Genomic DNA, 17,654 nt, shown 5'->3' with positions numbered 1-17,654 from the left:
TGGTGACCCCGACAGGATTTGAACCTGTAACCTGCCCCTTAGGAGGGGGCTGCTCTATCCAGTTGAGCCACGGGGCCGCCTGGGGCCTCTTTTGCCCTCTGGCCGCGAAAATGGCAAGCTTGCCGCGGCCGGGCGGAAAAGATAACGGTAACATGATTGCGTCCCGGTAGTTGCGATGAACACGAAAAGACCCCGCCGCCCACTGACCCTGCGCGATGTGTCCGAAGCATCAGGCGTGTCCGAGATGACCGTCAGCCGCGTGCTGCGCAACCGGGGCGACGTCTCGGCCGCCACGCGCGAGAAGGTGCTGACCGCCGCCCGTACCCTGGGCTATGTCCCCAACAAGATCGCAGGCGGGCTCGCCAGCCAGCGCGTGAACCTGGTCGCGGTGGTCATCCCGTCGCTGTCGAACATGGTGTTTCCCGACGTGCTGGGCGGGATCTCGGCCGAACTGGACGATACCGGCCTGCAGCCGGTGGTGGGCGTGACGAATTACAGCCCCTCGCGCGAGGATGCGGTACTTTACGACATGCTGAGCTGGCGGCCCTCGGGGGTGATCCTGGCCGGGCTGGAACACAGCCGGGCGGCGCGGGCCATGCTGGACAACGCCGGCCTGCCGGTGGTCGAGATCATGGATGTGGACGGCACGCCGATCGACACCGCCGTCGGCATCTCGCACCGCCGGGCCGGGGCCGAGATGGCCGACGAGATCCTGGCCGCCGGCTATCGCCGCATCGGCTTCATCGGCACGCACATGCCCGAGGACCATCGCGCCCGCAAGCGGCTCGCCGGCTTCGAGGAACGGCTGGGCGAGCGCGGCGTGCAGTTGGCGGCGCGGGAATATTACCAGGGCGGCTCGTCGCTGCTGAAGGGACGCGAGATGACCGAGCGCATCCTGACGCGCGAGCCGGAGCTGGACTTCCTGTATTTCTCCAACGACATGATCGGGGCCGGCGGGCTCTTGTGGTGCATGGAGAATGGCTACGACATTCCCGGCAGGCTGGGGCTTGCGGGCTTCAACGGCGTCGAGCTGCTGGACGGGCTGCCGATGCGGCTGACCACCACCGACGCGCGGCGCATCGACATCGGCCGGCGCGCGGCCCGCATCGTCGCCGGCAAGGAGCCGCGGCCCGAGAACGGCATCATCGCGCTGGCCCCGACCATCTTGCCGGGAGAGACCATCCGCAAGCATTGACGCCGCGCCGGCGGGCGGCGCTGCAGGAGTATTTGGCAGACGGTGAAACGGGCGCAGGCCTGGCCCTTGCGCACCGGCCTGCGTTTTTCTCCGTTTCACAAATACCCATGCGGCAGCGACGGTTGCGCGGTCGCATGGGTATTTTCGGAACGAAGAAGCCGGATCCGGGAAGTCAGCCCAGCTCGGGGAAGAACAGGCCCTTTGGCGAAGGCGTGAAGATCTCGCAGCCATCCGCGGTCACGCCGATCGAATGCTCGAACTGGGCCGAGAGCGACTTGTCGCGCGTCACCGCCGTCCAGTCGTCGGCAAGGATCTTGGTTTCGGGCCGGCCGAGGTTCACCATGGGCTCGATGGTGAAGAACATGCCTTCCTCCAGCACCGGGCCCTTGCCGGGACGGCCGAAATGCAGCACGTTCGGCGGCGCGTGAAAGCTGCGGCCAAGGCCGTGGCCGCAGAAGTCGCGCACCACCGACATGCGGTTCGATTCCACATAGGACTGGATCGCCCAGCCGATGTCGCCGAAGGTGGCGCCGGGACGGACGGCCTCGATGCCGCACATCAGCGCGTCATGCGTGACCTGGATCAGCCGGCGCGCCTTGACGCTGGGCCTGCCCGCCACATACATGCGCGAGCTGTCGCCATACCAGCCGTCCACGATCACCGTCACGTCGATGTTCAGGATGTCGCCCTCGGCCAGGATCTTGTCGCCGGGGATGCCGTGGCAGACGACGTGGTTCACGCTGATGCAGCTGGCGTGCTGGTAGCCGCGATAGCCGATGGTGGCGCTGGTGGCGCCCAGTTCCTCGACCCGGCCCCGGATGAAATCGTCCAGGCCGCCGGTGGTGGCGCCGGGCTGCACCAAGGGACCGACCTCGTCCAGGATCTGCGCCGCGATCAGCCCGGCCGCCCGCATGCCCTGGAAGTCCTGCGGGTCGTGGATGCGGATTCCCTCGCGGGTCTGGCGTGCGTCGTTCATGGCGTCCCCTTGGCGTCGTCCTGCTGGTCCGTCCCACAGATAGTCCCATGCCGCCACTTGTTCCAGCCCCTCGGGCGGACCTATACATTTGCGCAAGGAGCCAGATCGCCAGGAGGAGCGCGCCGATGCAATCCGACAATCCCACCGCCGCCATCCTCGTCATCGGGGACGAGATCCTTTCGGGCCGCACGCGCGAGGGCAATGCCCATTACCTGTCGCAGGTCCTCAATAGCATCGGCGTCGACCTGCGCGAAGTGCGCATCGTCGGCGACGACCACGACCAGATCACCGCCGCGATCAGGGCGCTGGATTGCTCGCTGGGCGGCGCCTGGGACATGCTGTTCACCTCGGGCGGCATCGGGCCGACGCATGACGACATCACCGCCGATGCCGTCGCCGCCGCCTTCGGCGTGGGCATCGAGATCAACGAGGAGGCGCGGCGCGTCATGGTCGAGCGCTGGCAGGCGCGCGGCGTCGAAGTGACCGGCAACCGCCTGCGCATGGCCCGCATCCCGCTGGGCGCGGCGCTGATCCCCAACGCGCATTCCGCCGCGCCGGGTTTCCATATCGGCAACACCTATGTCATGGCCGGCGTGCCCGAGGTGTTCCGCGCCATGGTCGAGGCGGTGGTGCCGGGCCTGCCGACCGGACGCCCCTCGGTCAGCGAGGCGCTGGAGGTGCTGCGCCCGGAATCCGACGTGGCCGACGAGCTGCGCGCCGTGGCCGATGCCTTCCCGGACCTGTCGCTCGGCTCCTATCCCTTCCAGAGCGGGCAGCGCTACGGCACCAGCCTGGTGATCCGCGGGCTGGACGACAAGCGCGTCACCGACGCCATGACCCTGCTGCGCGAAAGGCTGGCCCTGTGATCGGCGATCCCGACATCGCCCGCGCCTTCGAGACCACCTGGCCCGCCGCCGAATATGCGCCGGCCGGCGGTTTCCTGGTCGGCCGCGGCCGGGGCGGCGGCGGCCGCGTCAGCTCGGCCCGCGCCGCCCGGCCCGACTGGACCGAGGCCGACATCGCCCGCGCCGAAGCCATCCAGCGCGGCTGCAACGAGCGGCCGATGTTCCGCGTCGCCGATGACGATGCCGCGTTGGCGCAGGCGCTGGCGGCGCAGGGCTTTCGCCATGGCACGCCCACCGCGATCCTGGCCGCCGATTGCGCCCGGCTGACCGCCCTGCCCGTCCCGCCGCTGGCCACCTTCGAGATCTGGCCGCCGCTGGCCATGCAGCGCGACATCTGGAACGACGGCAATGTCTCGGCCGCCCGCCAGGCGGTGATGGAGCGCGTGGCCCTGCCCAAGACCGCGCTGCTGGGGCGGATGCAGGATCGCGCGGCCGGCGCGGCCTTCGTAGCGCTGGACGGGCCGGTCGCCATGATCCACGCCATCGAGGTGGTGCCCGCCCTGCGCCGGCAGGGCGTGGCGGGCTGGCTGATCCGCATGGCGGCGACCTGGGCCGAGGCGCAGGGCGCAACCCGGCTGGCGCTGGCGGTCGGCCGCGCCAATACCGGCGCCCGCGCGGCCTATGACCGGCTGGGCTTTGCGGAACTCGGCGGCTACGGCTATTGGAGCAAGGACTGAAGCCGGCGCTCAGGCCGGCGCGGCCGCCAGGCGGCGCAATTCCTTCTTGAGCAGCTCCAGCTCGCCGCGCATCAGGCTCAGCTCGGCATGCAGGTCGCCGTCCAGGATCTCGCCCGCGACCAGGGTCAGGCTGGCCAGGCGGCGGGCGCCGGGCCGGGGCGGCTCGCCCTCGGCGCCCCCGTCCTCGACCAGAAGGAAGCTTTGCGCGCCCTCCGACAGCCGCTCGGCCGGGATGGCGGCGGCGACGCGCCAGCGGCCGGGTGCTTCGACGGTCAGCCGGGCCTCGGCCACGCGGCTGCCCATATGCACCAGCACCAGCCGGCCCGGCTGGGCGTCGCGGTGGATCACCCCCTGCCAGATCCCGCTTTTCAGCCCCAGGGATTCAAATTCACTCATTAAAACATTCCTTGGTCAGAACCAGGGTCAGAACTGCGCCCGCAGATGGCGCGAGAAGAACAGCTCGCGGATCTCGACCGCATTCATGCGGGGCGCCTCGAAAATCAGGTCCAGCCAGATCTTTTCCAGCCGCTTCTCGTTCATCGGGGTATAGGCAAGGTCGAACTCGGTCACCTGCCGGCTGTAATGGCCCGGCTCGAAGCGGCGCAGTTGCAGCGTGGCCTGGTCGGTGTTCGGGCCATGGCAGATGTTCAGCCGGGCATAGACCTCCAGCGCGCGCTCGGCGATGATGCCGGTCTCCAGCCGCAGGACATGGCTGCGGGTCAGGCCCTGCAACGCGCTTTCGGGCAGGTCGATGGACAGCGACAGGAAGCTGCCGGCAAAGCCGAACACCTCGAGCCGCATGCCAAAGGGCGACAGGTCGGTCGCGCCGCCATTGGGCAGTTGCTCCAGGATCAGCGCGCGTTCGGAGCAGTCGTGCCAGACCGCCGCCCCCTCGCCCAGCCGGTCGCCGGTCTCGGGCCCGGCCAGCCCGCGCGGCGTGACCTGCCCAGCCATGAAGCCGGGGCGCCAGCGCCAGTCGGTGCCGCCGGGCAGGTGCAGCGCATCCAGCGCCGCACGCGAACGCGCCGCGCGGCGGTCGGCGCCGATCAGGAAGCGGTCGAGGCTGCCGCGCAGCGCGCGCGCCTCCTCGCGCAGGTGGCGCAGGCGGGCGGAGGGCAGCGTCTCGACGCCTCCGGCCAGCGCCGTCCATTGCCGTGCAGCCCGCTCTCGGGTCTTGCGTTCAAGCCATTTACCAGGGCGTATTGCCATGCGTCCGCCTGTCACTGATCCATGTAGACGTGGGTTTCGGCGGCCGCACCCGGATGGGTCACGGCGCCGTAGCGAGCCTTGCCGACCAGCTGGGCGTATTTCCACAGCGCGCCCGAGGCATAATCCGTCTTGCGCGGCCCGGCCCATGCGGCGCGGCGCTGCGCCAGTTCCTCGTCGCTCAGCGCCACGGAAATCTCGCCCCCGATCGCGTCGATGGTGATCATGTCGCCGTCGCGCAGCAGCGCAATGGGGCCGCCATGCGCCGCTTCGGGGCCGACATGGCCGACGCAGAAGCCGCGCGTCGCGCCGGAAAACCGCCCGTCGGTGATCAGCGCCACCTTCTTGCCCATGCCCTGCCCCGACAGCGCCGCGGTGGTCGCCAGCATCTCGCGCATGCCGGGGCCGCCGGCCGGGCCTTCGTTGCGGATGACGATCACGCAGCCCTCGGCATAGTCGCGGCGGGTGACGGCATCGAAGGCCTCTTCCTCGGATTCGAAGACGCGGGCGGGGCCGGTAAAGACCTGATGCTCGGGCGCCATGCCCGCGACCTTCACGATGGCGCCGTCGGGTGCCAGGTTGCCGCGCAGCCCGACCACGCCGCCGGTCCGCGACAGCGGCGCCGTCACCGGATGGATGACCTTGCCGTCGATCTCGCGCGCGACAAGGTCCAGTTCCTCGCCCATGCTGCGCCCCGAGGCGGTCAGGCAATCCTCGTGGATCAGCCCGGCACGGCGCAGCTCGCGCATGACCACCGGCACGCCGCCGGCCTCGAACAGATCCTTTGCGACGTAATCGCCGCCAGGGCGCAGGTTCACGAAATAGGGCGTGTCGCGAAAGATGTCGCAGACGTCGAACAGGTCGAAGGGGATGCCCGCCTCATGCGCGATGGCGGGCAGGTGCAGCCCGGCATTGGTCGAGCCGCCGGTGCAGGCCACCACCCGCGCCGCGTTTTCCAGCGACTTGCGCGTCACCACGTCGCGGGCGCGAATGTTCTTCTCGATCAGCGCCATCACCGCCTCGCCCGAGGCGAGCCCGTATTGATCGCGCGATTCGTAGGGCGCCGGCGCGCCCGAACTGTTCATCAGCGCCAGCCCGATGGCCTCGCTGACGCAAGCCATGGTGTTGGCGGTATATTGCCCGCCGCAGGCCCCGGCCGAGGGACAGGCCACGCGCTCCAGGATCTCCAGCTCGGCATCGGTCATCTTGCCGGCGGCGTGCTGGCCCACGGCCTCGAACACGTCCTGGACCACCACGTCGCGCCCGTCCAGCTTGCCCGGCAGGATCGAACCGCCATAGATGAAGACGCTGGGCACGTTCAGCCGCACCATGGCCATCATCATGCCCGGCAGCGACTTGTCGCAGCCCGCCAGCCCGACCAGCGCGTCATAGCAATGCCCGCGCATGGTCAGTTCGACCGTGTCGGCGATGGCATCGCGCGAGGCAAGGCTCGAGCGCATCCCCTCGTGCCCCATGGCGATGCCGTCGGTGACGGTGATGGTGGTGAACTCGCGCGGGCAGCCGCCGCCCTTCTTGACGCCCTGCTTGACCGACTGGGCCTGGCGGGCCAGCGCGATATTGCAGGGTGCGGCCTCGTTCCAGCAGGTCGCCACCCCCACCCAGGGGGAATGGATCTCTTCGTCCGAGATGCCCATGGCATAGAAATAGCTGCGATGCGGCGCGCGGGCCGGCCCCTCGGTGACATGGCGACTGGGCAGGGTCGACTTGTCGAAACGGCTGTTCTTCATGGCTGCATCCTCCGGCTGGATTCTGGATAGGCCCAGCCCGCCCGCGGAGCAAGGGGCTGCCGCCTGCCCTCAGCCCAGGGCCGCGTCCAGCCGGGCGGCCATGATCAGGTCGTTCATGGTCACGCCCCCGGCCGAATGGGTGGCATAGGTGACGCGGGCATGGCCCCAGCCAAAGGCGATGTCGGGATGGTGCCCGGCGGCCTCGGCCTGCCAGGCGGCCAGGTTGGCCAGCTGCGCCGCCTGCCTGAAGTTCTTGAAGCGCCATTCGCGCTGGATCGACTTGCCGTCCTCGGCCATGCGCCACTCGGGCAGGTCGGCCAGCGCCTTGCGCAATTCCTCCGGCGACAGCGCGGCGGCGCCGTCCACGATCTTGTCCTTGCTGCGGTCCGTCATCGCGTCCTCCGTCACAGGATCGGCGCCGCCAGCGCCAGAAGATTGTTGCGCAGCCGGCGCCGGACCGACCAGCCGCGGATGTCCTCCAGCGCGATCGGCCGGGCGCGGTCGATATAGCCCTGCTGGCGTTCGTCCAGCCGCTCGGTGATGTCGCCGCCCAGGAACAGCATGTTCATCTCGTAGTTCAGCTCGAAGCTGCGGCGGTCCATGTTGGCGCTGCCCAGCATGGCCATGCGCCCGTCGGCGGTGATGATCTTGGAATGCAAGAGCCCGCCCTGGAACAGCATCAGCCTGACCCCGGCCGAAACCAGCCCGTAATAGAACCCTTCGGACGTGGCCTGCACCACCAGCGAATCGTTGCGCTCGGGCAGGATCACGGTCACGTCCACGCCCCGCCGCGCCGCCGTGCGGATCGCCGAATCGAGCGAGGCGTCGGGCACGTAATAGGGCGTCGTGATCACCAGCCGCTCGCGGGCGGCATGGATCATCGTCACCATGCAGTCCGACAGCGAGCCCTGGCGCTCGTCCGGCCCGGTGGCGACGACCTGCGCCACCTCGCCCGGCGCGGTGACGGGGCGGGTCATGCGCAGCATCTCGCCCAGGTCCTCGCCGGTATAGCTCATCCAGTCCTGCAGGAAGACCGCCTGCATCTGCCGCACCACCGGCCCCTCGATGGCTAGGAAGACGTCGATCCAGGGCGCATAGCGCGGCTTGATGGCAAAGGCCCGGTCCGAGCAGTTGCGGCTGCCGGTAAAGCCCAGAACATGGTCGATCACCACGATCTTGCGGTGGTTGCGCAAGTCCATGCGCTGGAACAGCCCGCCGATCACCGGGATGCTCAGCGGCAGCGCCTCGACGCATTCGACCCCCGCCGCCTTCATCCGCGACCAGGATTCGGACCGGCCGAAGGCGCGCGAGCCGAAGGCGTCGATGATCGCCCGCACCTTGACGCCGCGCCCGGCGGCGCGGATCGCCGCCTCGGCCACCGACCGCCCCGAAGGATCGTCGAGCCAGATATAGAACAGCATGTGGACATGCTCGGTCGCGCCGTCGATCGCCTCGACCAGCGCGGCGATGGCGCTGTCGTCCTCGGGCAGCAGCGCGGCGCGGTTGCCGGCCACCGCGGCAAAGCCGGTGGTGGCGCGATTCGCCTTGATGACCGGCTCGGCGAAATCGGGCAGCACCTTCAGCTCTTCGGGGCTGGACTGCCACAGGCCGGACAGGCGCGAGCGGACATTGGCCATGGTCTCGACCTCGGCGCCGCGCATGCGGATCTCGCCGAACAGCACATAGGCCAGGATGCCGACCAGCGGCACCAGCTCGATCACCAGGATCCAGGACAGGCGGACCGTCGGCTCAAGCCGCGGACGCAGCAGCACGCGCACCGAAACGGCCAGCGCGGCTGCGTAATGCATGAACACAAGGGCTTCGGTCCACATGCCGCCATGAAAGCCCGGACAGCGCGGAATTGCAATTCGGCACCGCTTTGCATATCTGAGCCCAGAACGCAGCGCAGGGGGCCGCCGATGAACTGGATCACCAATTATGTCCGTCCGCGCATCAATTCGCTGTTCTCGCGCCGCGAGGTGCCCGAGAACCTGTGGACCAAATGCCCGGAATGCGGGACCATGCTGTTCCACCGCGAATTGTCGGACAACCTGAACGTCTGCACGAATTGCGACCATCACCTGGCGATCAGCCCGCGCGGCCGCTTTGCCGCGCTGTTCGACGGCGGCGTCTTCGTCGAGGTCAAGGTGCCCGAGCCGGTCGCCGACCCGCTGGGCTTCCGCGACCAGAAGAAATACCCCGACCGCATGAAGGCCGCGCAGAAGTCCACCGGCGAGAAAGAGGCGATGCTGGTCGCCGAGGGCGAGATCGGCCGCACCCCCATCGTCGCCGCCGCGCAGGACTTTTCCTTCATGGGCGGCTCGATGGGCATGTATGTCGGCAATGCCATCATCGCCGCGGCCGAACGCGCGGTAAAGCTCAAGCGGCCCCTGGTGCTGTTCTCGGCCGCCGGCGGCGCGCGCATGCAGGAAGGCATCCTGTCGCTGATGCAGATGCCCCGCACCACCGTCGCCGTCGAGATGCTGAAAGAGGCGCGGCTGCCCTATATCGTCGTGCTGACCCATCCGACCACCGGCGGCGTGACCGCCAGCTATGCCATGCTGGGCGACATCCAGATCTCGGAACCGAACGCGCTGATCTGCTTTGCCGGCCCGCGCGTGATCGAGCAGACCATCCGCGAAAAGCTGCCCGAGGGCTTTCAGCGCGCCGAATACCTGCTGGAACACGGCATGCTGGACCGGGTGACGCATCGCAAGAAGCTGCGCGAAGAGCTGATCTCGATCCTGCGCATGCTGGGCGGCCTGCCCGCGCCGGTGGTGGGCGACCTGCCCGCGCCCGGCACCATCGCCGCACCGCGGCCCGAAAACGCCGCCGACAACGCCTCCGCCTAGGCCGGACGACATCGCGATGACCTCCTCCGACGCCATTCTCGCGCGGCTCATGCAGCTGCATCCCAAGGTCATCGACCTGTCGCTGGACCGGATGCACCGCATCCTTGCCGCCCTGGGCAACCCGGAGCGCAGCATCCCGCCCGCGATCCACATCGCCGGGACCAACGGCAAGGGCTCGACCCAGGCGATGATCCGCGCCGGGCTGGAATCGGCCGGCAAGCGCGTCCATGCCTATACCTCGCCGCATCTGGCGCAGTTCCACGAACGCATCCGGCTGGCCGGGGAGCTGATCTCGGAGGCCGACCTGGCCGCGGCGCTCGAGGAATGCGAGGCCGCGAACGCCGGCGCGCCGATCACCTTCTTCGAGATCACCACCGCGGCGGCCTTCCTGGCCTTCTCGCGCACGCCGGCGGATTACACGCTGCTGGAAGTGGGCCTGGGCGGCCGGCTGGACGCGACCAACGTGATCGAGGCGCCGGCCCTGACCGTCATCACCCCCATCAGCATCGACCATACGCAATACCTGGGCGAGACGCTGGCCGAGATCGCCGGCGAAAAGGCCGGGATCATGAAGCGCCGCGTGCCCTGCATCGTCGCCCCGCAGGAGGCCGTCGCCCGCGAGGTGATCGAGCAGAAGGCCGAGCGGCTGTTCGCGCCGCTGCGCATCGGCCGGCAGGACTGGGACAGCCGGCGCGAAGGCGACAGCCTGGTCTACCAGGACGAACACGGGCTGATGGACCTGCCCCTGCCCGTCCTGCCCGGCCCGCATCAGATCGTGAACGCCGGCACCGCCATCGCCGCGCTGCGCGAACTGGGATTCGGCCGCATCGAGGCTCGCGCCGCCGTGACCGAGGCCGAATGGCCCGCGCGCATGCAGCGCCTGGGCCATGGCCCGCTGGTCGAGGCGGCGGGGGCCTGCGAGCTTTGGCTCGACGGCGGCCACAACCCGGCCGGGGGCGAGGCGGTGGCGGCGACGCTGGCCGCCCTGCCGCGCCGGCCGACGCATCTGGTCTGCGGCATGCTGAACACCAAGGACGTGGCGGGCTACATGCGGCCGCTGGCCGGGGTGGCGTACAGCCTGACCGCCGTGGCCATCCCCGGCGAGCCGAACACCCTGCCGGCCGAGGACACCGCCGCAGCCGCAACCTCGGTGGGGCTTGCGGCCAGCACCGCCCCGGATGCGCTGGCGGCGGTCGGCCGCATCGCCGCGGATCACCCCGGCGCGCGCATCCTGATCTGCGGCTCGCTTTATCTCGCCGGGCAGGTGCTGCGCCGGAACGGCTAGACCGGCAGGCGATTCGCGCCGGCCCCGGCACGGATTGGCCGCGTCCGGCACCGCCTCGGCGGGAATGCCCGGCCGCGTTGCCGGTGATGATTGCGATAGGCGCGGGGCGAACGGGCCCCATGTCGGATACGACTCCAGCAGAGGCTGGGCATTCCGGCAACCGCCATCGGGGCGACCCGCGCAGGATGCAACCCCAGGTCACGAAGGCTTCCCACAGGCAGATGCGCCGGCCTCTCGCAGGGCGGCGGGCCCGCGGGGGGGATCGTCCCGCCGCTCGGGCAATGGCCAGGCGACCGGCAGGAAACCTTGGTCAGCGCCCGTCCAGCATCCGCAATTCATGGGTGCGGCCCGCCTTGACATAGGTCAGCCGTCCGTCACCGATGGAATTGATCGTGCCGCCGTCGATGCGGTCGCCCAGCCGGACCGTCACCACCTTGCCGCTGCGCAGCCGGATCAGCGCGCGGCTGGCCTTGCCGGCGCCGATGATGCCGATGACCGTGGTGCGGCCCATGTCGATGCCGCGGGCCTGGGTCGCGGCCTTGGCCACCGAGGCCGAAGTCGCGCCCTTGGGCAGGGCGTTGGCGGCGATCTCGGGCTCGTTGTCGATCTCGGGCGGCTTGTAGTCCTGGCGTTGGGCGCGGGCGGCCCGTTCCTCGGCTGCGGCCTGGGCGCGGGCGCGGGCCTCGGCCTGGGCGCGGGCCTCGGCCTCGGCCTTGGCGTCGGCGGCGGCGCGGGCGCGGATGCGCGCCTCGGCCTGGGCCTGCAATTGCTCGTCAAGCTTGCGGCGGGCGGCCAGTTCGGCCTCGCTGGGTCCGGGCGCCGCCGCGGGCGCAGCGGCCGGGGCCTCGGCCGTCGGTGCCGCATCGGGGGCCGCGCGCTCGCCGCGCCGGGGCGGCAGGGGCGAGGAAGCCAGCGCCGAAAGCCGCACCCCGCCCGGCGTGGCGGGCGAAGCCGCGACCGCGGCCGAGATGGCGGCCTCGACCGCCCCGTCCGAAACCCCGCCGCCGGCCGAGGCGACGGCCGACGCGCCAGGACGGGCGCGGGGACGGGCCGAGCCACGCAAAAGCCCGCCCGAATCCTGGGCGGGCGCGGCGGCGCTTTCGACATGGTCGGGCTTGTCTGGTGGCGGCGTGGTCGCCGATCTCACCGCGGCGTCGATGGCCGATGGGCTGGCGGCATCGCTGGCCGAACCGGGCTTGCGCTGCGGCCGCGCCTGCGCCAGCCGCTCGCCGCGGGGCGGGGATTGCTGCACGACCAGCCCATCGCGGCCGATATCGCGGATAAGGTCGCGCAGATGCCCCTGTTCGGCCGGGGTCAGGTCGTCGGCAGACAGGCCCGCGCCCGGAACCTCGGGGGTCGAGCCCTCGGGGCGCGACGGCGGCCGGGCCGAGCCGCGCAGCATCGCATTGCCGGTCGCGGCGACGGGCTGGACGGCGGGCTCCTGCACCGGGGCCGGTGTCGGCGTCGACGTCGGGGCGGCGGCGGGCGGCGCGGCGCGGCTGCGTCCGGGCGGCCGCGCGCTGCCAACGGGCTGGGCACGGGACTGGCTGGCCTCATAGGGCAGCGGGTTCGAGGGCACGCGAGGCGCGGTATCGGCCCGCGGCGCCGAGGTCTGCGGCGTGCTGCGGCGCGGCGCAAGCTGCGGCCGGGCCGAACTGGTCAGACCGACGGCGACCGGCGCGGGCCGGGGCTGCGCGGCAGCGGGGGCCGAGGTCGCGGCAGGCAGCGTGGCGGCTTGGGCGGCGCTGGCCGTGGCGTCGTCCGGCGCGGGTGCGGCGGGCTCCGGCGCCGCTGCTGGCGCGGCGTTCTGCGCCGCGGGCGGCACCACGGCCGCTGCGACCGCCGCAGCGGCGACCATGACCCGGCGCCGTTCCTCCTCGGTCAGGGCCGAAGGCGGCGCGGCTGCAGGCTCGGCCGCCGCGCGCTGCTCCGGCGCCGGGGCCGGCGCGGGCTGGGACGCTGGCTCAGGCGCAGCCTCTGCCGGGGCGGGCTCGGTCGCGGCCGACGGAGAAGCGGTCGGTGCGGGCGTGGGTTCCAGTGCGGGTTCGGCTTCGGCCGGGGCGGCGGCCGCCGGCACCTGCTCGGCCGGGGCGGCTGCGGCAAGCTGCGCCTCCTGCCGGTCCGGCACCAGGAAGGCCCAGATCAGGATCAGCCCGACGACCAGCGCGCCCAGCATGGCGATCAGCCCGGCAAGCCCGCCCCGTTCGCCGGGACGGCGGGGCTGGGCCGGGGCGGCGCCCGCCGGTCGGGGGGCACGACGGGCATCGGCCGCGCGTTCATGCACGGCGCGGGCCCGCGGGTTCAGCGCGGCGCCGGCCTGCGGCACGGCTTCGGGCCGCGAGCCGGGTCCGGCCTCCGGCGCAGCCGCGTCAGGCTGGTCCGGCTCTGCCGCTTCGAGCGTCTCCGAAGCATCGCTTTCCGCTGGGGCGGCCTCCTCAGGGGTCGAGGCCGGGTCAGCCCTCTCAGCTTCCTCAGATTTTTCGATGTTATTTCTGATAAATACCGCAGCTTCCTCGGAAAACCCGACCCTCTCGCCCGGCTCCGCCTGCGGGGCCGGATCTTCGCCGGCCTCCCCGTCAGCCACCGGCTCGGGCGCATTTTCCGCCGCATCCTCCGGGGCCTCGGAACCGTCGCCGTCGAGATCCAGCGCGTCCTGGGTTTCGGCCGGCTCTTCCTCGATCAGCAGCGCCGAGGCCGTCACGCCGGCCTGCGCCGGATCGACCTGCGGGCGGCTGCGCGGCGCCGCCTCCAGCACGAAGACCGGCTCGCCCGGATAAAGTCCCGCGGCCGGCACGGCGCAGTATCCCCGCCCATCGAACCCGTATTGCCGGGCGAAATCGCGGGCCTCGCGCAGGGTCTGGCGGGCCACGGCGGCGACGCGGACGCTGTCGCCCTCGCCCTGCCAGTCGAAGGCCAGATCCTCGATCGCATAGGGGGTCAGCCCGTCCAGCGCGCGGCCCACCGCATGGTCGCGATCCGCGCCCGGCGCGACCGTCAGCGTCGTGTAGAGGATCTGGTCGTCGGGAATGATCAGCACGACGGGCAGCACCGCCTCGTCCCCGGTCGCCATGGCGCGCAGCCGCGCCAGCGCGTCGTGAAAGTCGGGCGAGGCGAAATCGACCGAGCCCAGATGCCGCCAAGCCCCCGGCGCGACGCCGTCCTGCCCCAGCGGGCCCCGCTCGCGACGTTCCAGATGCACGGCATCCTCGCTGAAGGAGAGTGCGTATTCGGTGACGGAATCAAGCGACATCGACAGGCTTTGCTTTCGGTTCCGGGCGCCCTGGGCTGTCCCGGACGCATCTTCGTGATTGATGGTTCTGAACTAGCCCAGAACGCGATCCGTGAAAAGCCGAACACCGGATTGTGACGCATCCCGGAACGCATTTGCGGCGTTATGGGGGCTCGTGAAGACAACCGCGCAAGGGCAAAGCACCCGATGCGCCAAGGAGTAAGACCCGATGCCCCGATTCCGACCCCTGCTGGCCGCCACGACGCTGATCGTTCTGGGCGCCGGCCCGCTGCTGGCCCAGACCGCCCCGGCCGACGCGCCGCCGCCGCCCGCGCAGATGGGACATCACATGATGAAACATGCAGCCCCCTTCGCCAAGCTGACCGTGACCGGCACCGGCCAGGCCACGATCCAGCCCGACATGGCCACGATCACCCTGGGCGTCAGCACCCGCGCCGCCACCGCGGCCGAGGCGATGACGCAGAACGCCGAGCAGCAGGCCAAGGTCATCGAGACGCTGAAGGCCGAGGGGATCGAGGCGCGCGACATCCAGACCTCGGGGCTGAACCTGTCGCCGGTCATGGATTACTCGGACCAGGGCCAGCCGCCGAAGCTGACCGGCTATGGCGCGCAGAACAGCGTGACCGTGCGGGTGCGCGACATCGCCGGGCTGGGCGCGGTGCTGGACAAGCTGGTCGCCTCGGGCGCCAACGAGATCAGCGGCATCGCGTTTTCGCGCGAGGACATGGCCGAGGCCGAGGACCAGGCCCGCACCGAGGCCGTGGCCGAGGCGCGCCGCCGCGCCGAGGTGATGGCCGAGGCGGCGGGGATGCGGCTTGGCCGGCTGATCTCGCTTTCCGAGGCCCCGGCGGGCGGCGGGCCGCGCCCGATGATGGCCATGCGCGCCCAGGCGGCCGGCTCGGCCGATACGCCCATCGAGGCGGGCGAGCTGGCCGTCAGCGCCGATGTCACCGCGGTCTTCGCCATGCGCCCGGCCGATGCCCCGCAAGGCGGCGAGCCGCCCGAAGGTGAAATCACACCCGAGGGCGAAATCGCACCCGAGGAGCCCCCGGTCGAGGCTCCGGCGAACTGATCCCCCGACGGGCGGCGCAACGATGCGCCGCCCTTTCCGGTTCAGGCCGTGGCAGCCGCCAGCGCCTGGTCCAGGTCGGCGATGATGTCGGCCGCGTCCTCGATCCCGATCGAGAGCCGCACCACGTCCGGCCCGGCGCCGGCCGCGATCTTCTGCTCGTCGGTCAGCTGGCTGTGCGTGGTCGAGGCGGAATGGATCACCAGCGAGCGGGCATCGCCCAGGTTCGCCACATGGCTGAAGAGCTTGAGGTTATCCACCAGCTTCACCGCCGCGTCGTAGCCCCCCTTGATCGCAAAGGTGAACAGCGCCCCCGCCCCCTTGGGATAGACCCGCCGCGCCGTCTCGTTCCAGGGCGACGAGGCAAGGCCGGCATAGGTGACCGAGGTCACGCGCGGATCGTTTTCCAGCCATTCCGCGACCTCGAGCGCGTTCTCGACATGGCGGGCCATGCGCAGGCCCAGGGTCTCGATCCCCATCAGCGTGTAATGCGCGGCCTGCGGGTTCATGGTCATGCCCAGGTCGCGCAGCCCGATGGCGATGCCGTGGAAGGTATAGGCCAGCGCGCCGAAGGTTTCGTGGAACTTCAGCCCGTGATAGGCGGGCTCGGGCTGGGACAGGCTGGGGAACTTGTCCGAGGCCGACCAGTCGAACCGGCCCGAATCGACGATGGCCCCGCCCGTCACCGTGCCGTTGCCGGTCATGTATTTGGTCAGGCTGTGGACCACCAGCGTCGCGCCCAGTTCGATGGGCTTGCACAGCCAGGGCGTGGCCAGGGTGTTGTCGACGATCAGCGGCAGGCCGGCCTGCTCCGCGACCTTCGCCACCGCCGGGATGTCGGTGACATAGCCGCCCGGATTGCTGATCGATTCGCAGAAGATGGCGCGGGTGTCGTCGTCGATGGCGGCGCGCAGCGCGTCCAGGTCGTCCAGGTCCACGAATTTGCACGACCAGCCGAAACGCTTGATGGTCTGGCTGAACTGGGTGATGGTGCCGCCGTAAAGCCGGGTCGAGGCGATCAGGTTCCGGCCCGGCCCCATCAGCGGGAACAGCGCCATGATCTGCGCCGCATGCCCCGAGGAACAGCAGACCGTGCCGGCCCCGCCCTCCAGCTCGGCCACCCGCGCCTGCAGCGCGGCCACGGTGGGGTTGGTCAGGCGGGAATAGATATAGCCGACCTCTTGCAGGCCAAAGAGCCGCGCGGCATGGGCGGCGTCCTGAAAGACATAGGCCGTGGTCTGATAGATCGGCACCTGCCGCGCCCCGGTCGCCGGGTCGGGCGCGCTGCCTGCATGGATGGCGGTGGTGTCGAAACCCCAATTCTCGGACATGGAAACTCTCCCCTTCTTCGGGCAGAGACTAGGCGCAAGCGGGCGGCGAAGGGAACAGCAAACCCGCCGCGAAACGCCGGAAAAGCCGGCCGTCCCGCTGGGCAGGCCCCTGGGGCGCGTGATTTCCCCCGCCGTTTCGCGAAAGGACCGGCTGCGACGACAAGCCCGCCCTTGCGGGTCCGCGCACGGCGCATGAAAAAGCCCGCCGATGTCCGGCGGGCCTCGCGCATCGGCCGGGCCGAGGGCTCAGCGGCATTCAAGCTGCACGTTGACCGGGTTCGGCACCAGTTCCAGCATCGCCCCCGAGGAGGCGTCGACGCCCGCGCCGATGATCCCGCCGACCAGCACGTTGCCGGCCATCGCCGCGCCGCCGCCGCCGGCCACGCGGTTGGTCACGCGGACCTGCTGCGGCTTGCAGCGGTCCTTCGTCACCGCGACGTTCAGTTCCGACTTGCGCGGAACCTTGAAGCTGCAGGGGGTATTCTCGCAGGTCTGCCCGTCGCTGAGCCTGACCTGGGCCCCGCCGGGGGTCGAATTGACGACAAGCACGTCCTTCGTCCCGCGGGTGATGGTGGCGCAGCCTGCCAGAGAAAAGGCTGCGCAAAGCGCAAAAACACGTCCGATCATGGGAAACCTCTCAACAAAGTGAGAAGGCTTTATTGTCTATTTTGTCTGACTACAAGGTATTCCTTGGTAGCCGAGCGTTTCGACAGTATTTCATGGCGACCCTGCCCCCACCCGGCTTTTCAAGGCAAGACTTTTCAAGGCAGGAGAGGGAATCCGGCCGATGGAAATGCCCGAAGGGCGCAGGAATATCCCAGGACATGAGGCGCTTTCCGACAGACAGAAAGCGGCATTATTGTCGATTTTGTGTGAGTGCAAATCTCGATAGATGGCTGGCCTTTCACCCCGGCTGGCGCCGCTTGGCGGATCAGGGCGGCCTTGAGCCAAGGCCAGGCGGTGACGCGCCAGCCGCAACCATGAATCGCCAAGATGCCGCGACGGTTTCTTCCAGATTTTCAGGGGATGAAAATGGTGCGGTCGAGAAGACTCGAACTTCCACTCCGGTTAAGGAACAGCGACCTCAACGCTGCGCGTCTACCAATTCCGCCACGACCGCACTTTCGTAGGCTCGCGTCTCATAGACGCTTGCGCGGCGG

15 protein-coding genes and 2 tRNA genes are annotated in these 17,654 nt (G+C 70.2%); 6 read left to right on the top strand and 11 right to left on the bottom strand.

Annotation, left to right across the window (positions count from 1 at the left end; translation table 11 throughout):
* A tRNA-Arg gene (locus E3U26_RS12295) sits at window positions 1-77 on the bottom strand.
* A 98-nt stretch (window positions 78-175) separates the two neighbouring features.
* Here E3U26_RS12295 and E3U26_RS12290 point away from each other — a divergent pair.
* Window positions 176-1,195 carry a LacI family DNA-binding transcriptional regulator gene (locus tag E3U26_RS12290; protein WP_072461531.1) on the top strand — a complete coding sequence of 340 codons (1,020 nt, stop codon included), beginning with the start codon at window positions 176-178 and terminating at the stop codon, window positions 1,193-1,195.
* Window positions 1,196-1,367: 172 nt separating this feature from the next.
* Here the strand turns inward: E3U26_RS12290 and map are convergent, their stop codons facing one another.
* Window positions 1,368-2,171: a type I methionyl aminopeptidase gene (gene map / locus E3U26_RS12285; protein ID WP_036751661.1), complete on the bottom strand. Its 804-nt coding sequence runs from the start codon at window positions 2,169-2,171 to the stop codon at window positions 1,368-1,370.
* Window positions 2,172-2,296: 125 nt separating this feature from the next.
* On the opposite strand from map, the gene E3U26_RS12280 reads away from it, so the two are divergent.
* Both E3U26_RS12280 and E3U26_RS12275 read left to right on the top strand, forming a co-directional pair.
* Complete coding sequence (locus E3U26_RS12280; RefSeq protein ID WP_036751663.1) at window positions 2,297-3,037, top strand: competence/damage-inducible protein A; 741 nt, start codon at window positions 2,297-2,299, stop codon at window positions 3,035-3,037.
* On the top strand, window positions 3,034-3,753 hold the full coding sequence (locus E3U26_RS12275) for a GNAT family N-acetyltransferase (RefSeq protein WP_499104968.1): 720 nt from the start codon (window positions 3,034-3,036) through the stop codon (window positions 3,751-3,753). The genes E3U26_RS12280 and E3U26_RS12275 overlap by 4 nt, the downstream gene beginning before the upstream one ends.
* Window positions 3,754-3,762: 9 nt before the next feature.
* Here the strand turns inward: E3U26_RS12275 and E3U26_RS12270 are convergent, their stop codons facing one another.
* The 5 genes from E3U26_RS12270 to cls all read right to left on the bottom strand — a co-directional run bounded on the left by E3U26_RS12270 (window position 3,763) and on the right by cls (window position 8,539).
* The gene (locus E3U26_RS12270; RefSeq protein ID WP_499104966.1) at window positions 3,763-4,149 is read right to left on the bottom strand and encodes a hypothetical protein; all 387 of its coding nucleotides are present in this window, start codon (window positions 4,147-4,149) and stop codon (window positions 3,763-3,765) included.
* 27 nt (window positions 4,150-4,176) lie between these two features.
* On the bottom strand, window positions 4,177-4,962 hold the full coding sequence (locus E3U26_RS12265; RefSeq protein ID WP_499104965.1) for a DUF6478 family protein: 786 nt from the start codon (window positions 4,960-4,962) through the stop codon (window positions 4,177-4,179).
* Between the two features lie 11 nt (window positions 4,963-4,973).
* Entirely contained in the window at window positions 4,974-6,707 is a 1,734-nt protein-coding gene (gene ilvD / locus E3U26_RS12260) for a dihydroxy-acid dehydratase (protein ID WP_499104964.1), read from the bottom strand.
* A 69-nt stretch (window positions 6,708-6,776) separates the two neighbouring features.
* Window positions 6,777-7,100: a 4a-hydroxytetrahydrobiopterin dehydratase gene (locus tag E3U26_RS12255; protein WP_114537535.1), complete on the bottom strand. Its 324-nt coding sequence runs from the start codon at window positions 7,098-7,100 to the stop codon at window positions 6,777-6,779.
* An 11-nt stretch (window positions 7,101-7,111) separates the two neighbouring features.
* Window positions 7,112-8,539, bottom strand: coding sequence for a cardiolipin synthase (gene cls / locus E3U26_RS12250; protein ID WP_036751673.1), 1,428 nt, complete (start codon window positions 8,537-8,539; stop codon window positions 7,112-7,114).
* An 87-nt stretch (window positions 8,540-8,626) separates the two neighbouring features.
* Between cls and accD the strand changes: the two genes are divergently transcribed.
* Entirely contained in the window at window positions 8,627-9,559 is a 933-nt protein-coding gene (accD, locus tag E3U26_RS12245; RefSeq protein ID WP_072461536.1) for an acetyl-CoA carboxylase, carboxyltransferase subunit beta, read from the top strand.
* A 16-nt stretch (window positions 9,560-9,575) separates the two neighbouring features.
* Window positions 9,576-10,844, top strand: a complete 1,269-nt coding sequence (locus tag E3U26_RS12240; RefSeq protein ID WP_499104963.1) for a bifunctional folylpolyglutamate synthase/dihydrofolate synthase — start codon at window positions 9,576-9,578, stop codon at window positions 10,842-10,844.
* Between the two features lie 310 nt (window positions 10,845-11,154).
* Here E3U26_RS12240 and E3U26_RS12235 read toward each other — a convergent pair whose 3' ends face one another.
* On the bottom strand, window positions 11,155-14,094 hold the full coding sequence (locus E3U26_RS12235; protein ID WP_499104962.1) for a hypothetical protein: 2,940 nt from the start codon (window positions 14,092-14,094) through the stop codon (window positions 11,155-11,157).
* A gap of 208 nt (window positions 14,095-14,302) precedes the next feature.
* On the opposite strand from E3U26_RS12235, the gene E3U26_RS12230 reads away from it, so the two are divergent.
* On the top strand, window positions 14,303-15,166 hold the full coding sequence (locus E3U26_RS12230; protein ID WP_499104961.1) for an SIMPL domain-containing protein: 864 nt from the start codon (window positions 14,303-14,305) through the stop codon (window positions 15,164-15,166).
* 41 nt (window positions 15,167-15,207) lie between these two features.
* Here E3U26_RS12230 and E3U26_RS12225 read toward each other — a convergent pair whose 3' ends face one another.
* The 3 genes from E3U26_RS12225 to E3U26_RS12215 form a co-directional block, all read right to left on the bottom strand.
* Window positions 15,208-16,494 (bottom strand): O-acetylhomoserine aminocarboxypropyltransferase/cysteine synthase family protein, encoded by a 1,287-nt coding sequence (locus E3U26_RS12225; RefSeq protein ID WP_499104960.1) that lies wholly within the window; start codon window positions 16,492-16,494, stop codon window positions 15,208-15,210.
* A 246-nt stretch (window positions 16,495-16,740) separates the two neighbouring features.
* The gene (locus E3U26_RS12220) at window positions 16,741-17,121 is read right to left on the bottom strand and encodes a hypothetical protein (RefSeq protein ID WP_036751685.1); all 381 of its coding nucleotides are present in this window, start codon (window positions 17,119-17,121) and stop codon (window positions 16,741-16,743) included.
* Window positions 17,122-17,527: 406 nt separating this feature from the next.
* Window positions 17,528-17,614 (bottom strand) — tRNA-Leu (locus E3U26_RS12215).
* Window positions 17,615-17,654 lie beyond the last annotated feature (40 nt).

This window comes from Paracoccus ferrooxidans (genome assembly GCF_029909815.1).
In the GTDB taxonomy this organism is placed as follows: domain Bacteria; phylum Pseudomonadota; class Alphaproteobacteria; order Rhodobacterales; family Rhodobacteraceae; genus Paracoccus; species Paracoccus versutus.
Note: the sequence above shows the minus strand (reverse complement) of the source record. Positions and strands in the feature narration are given on the sequence as shown.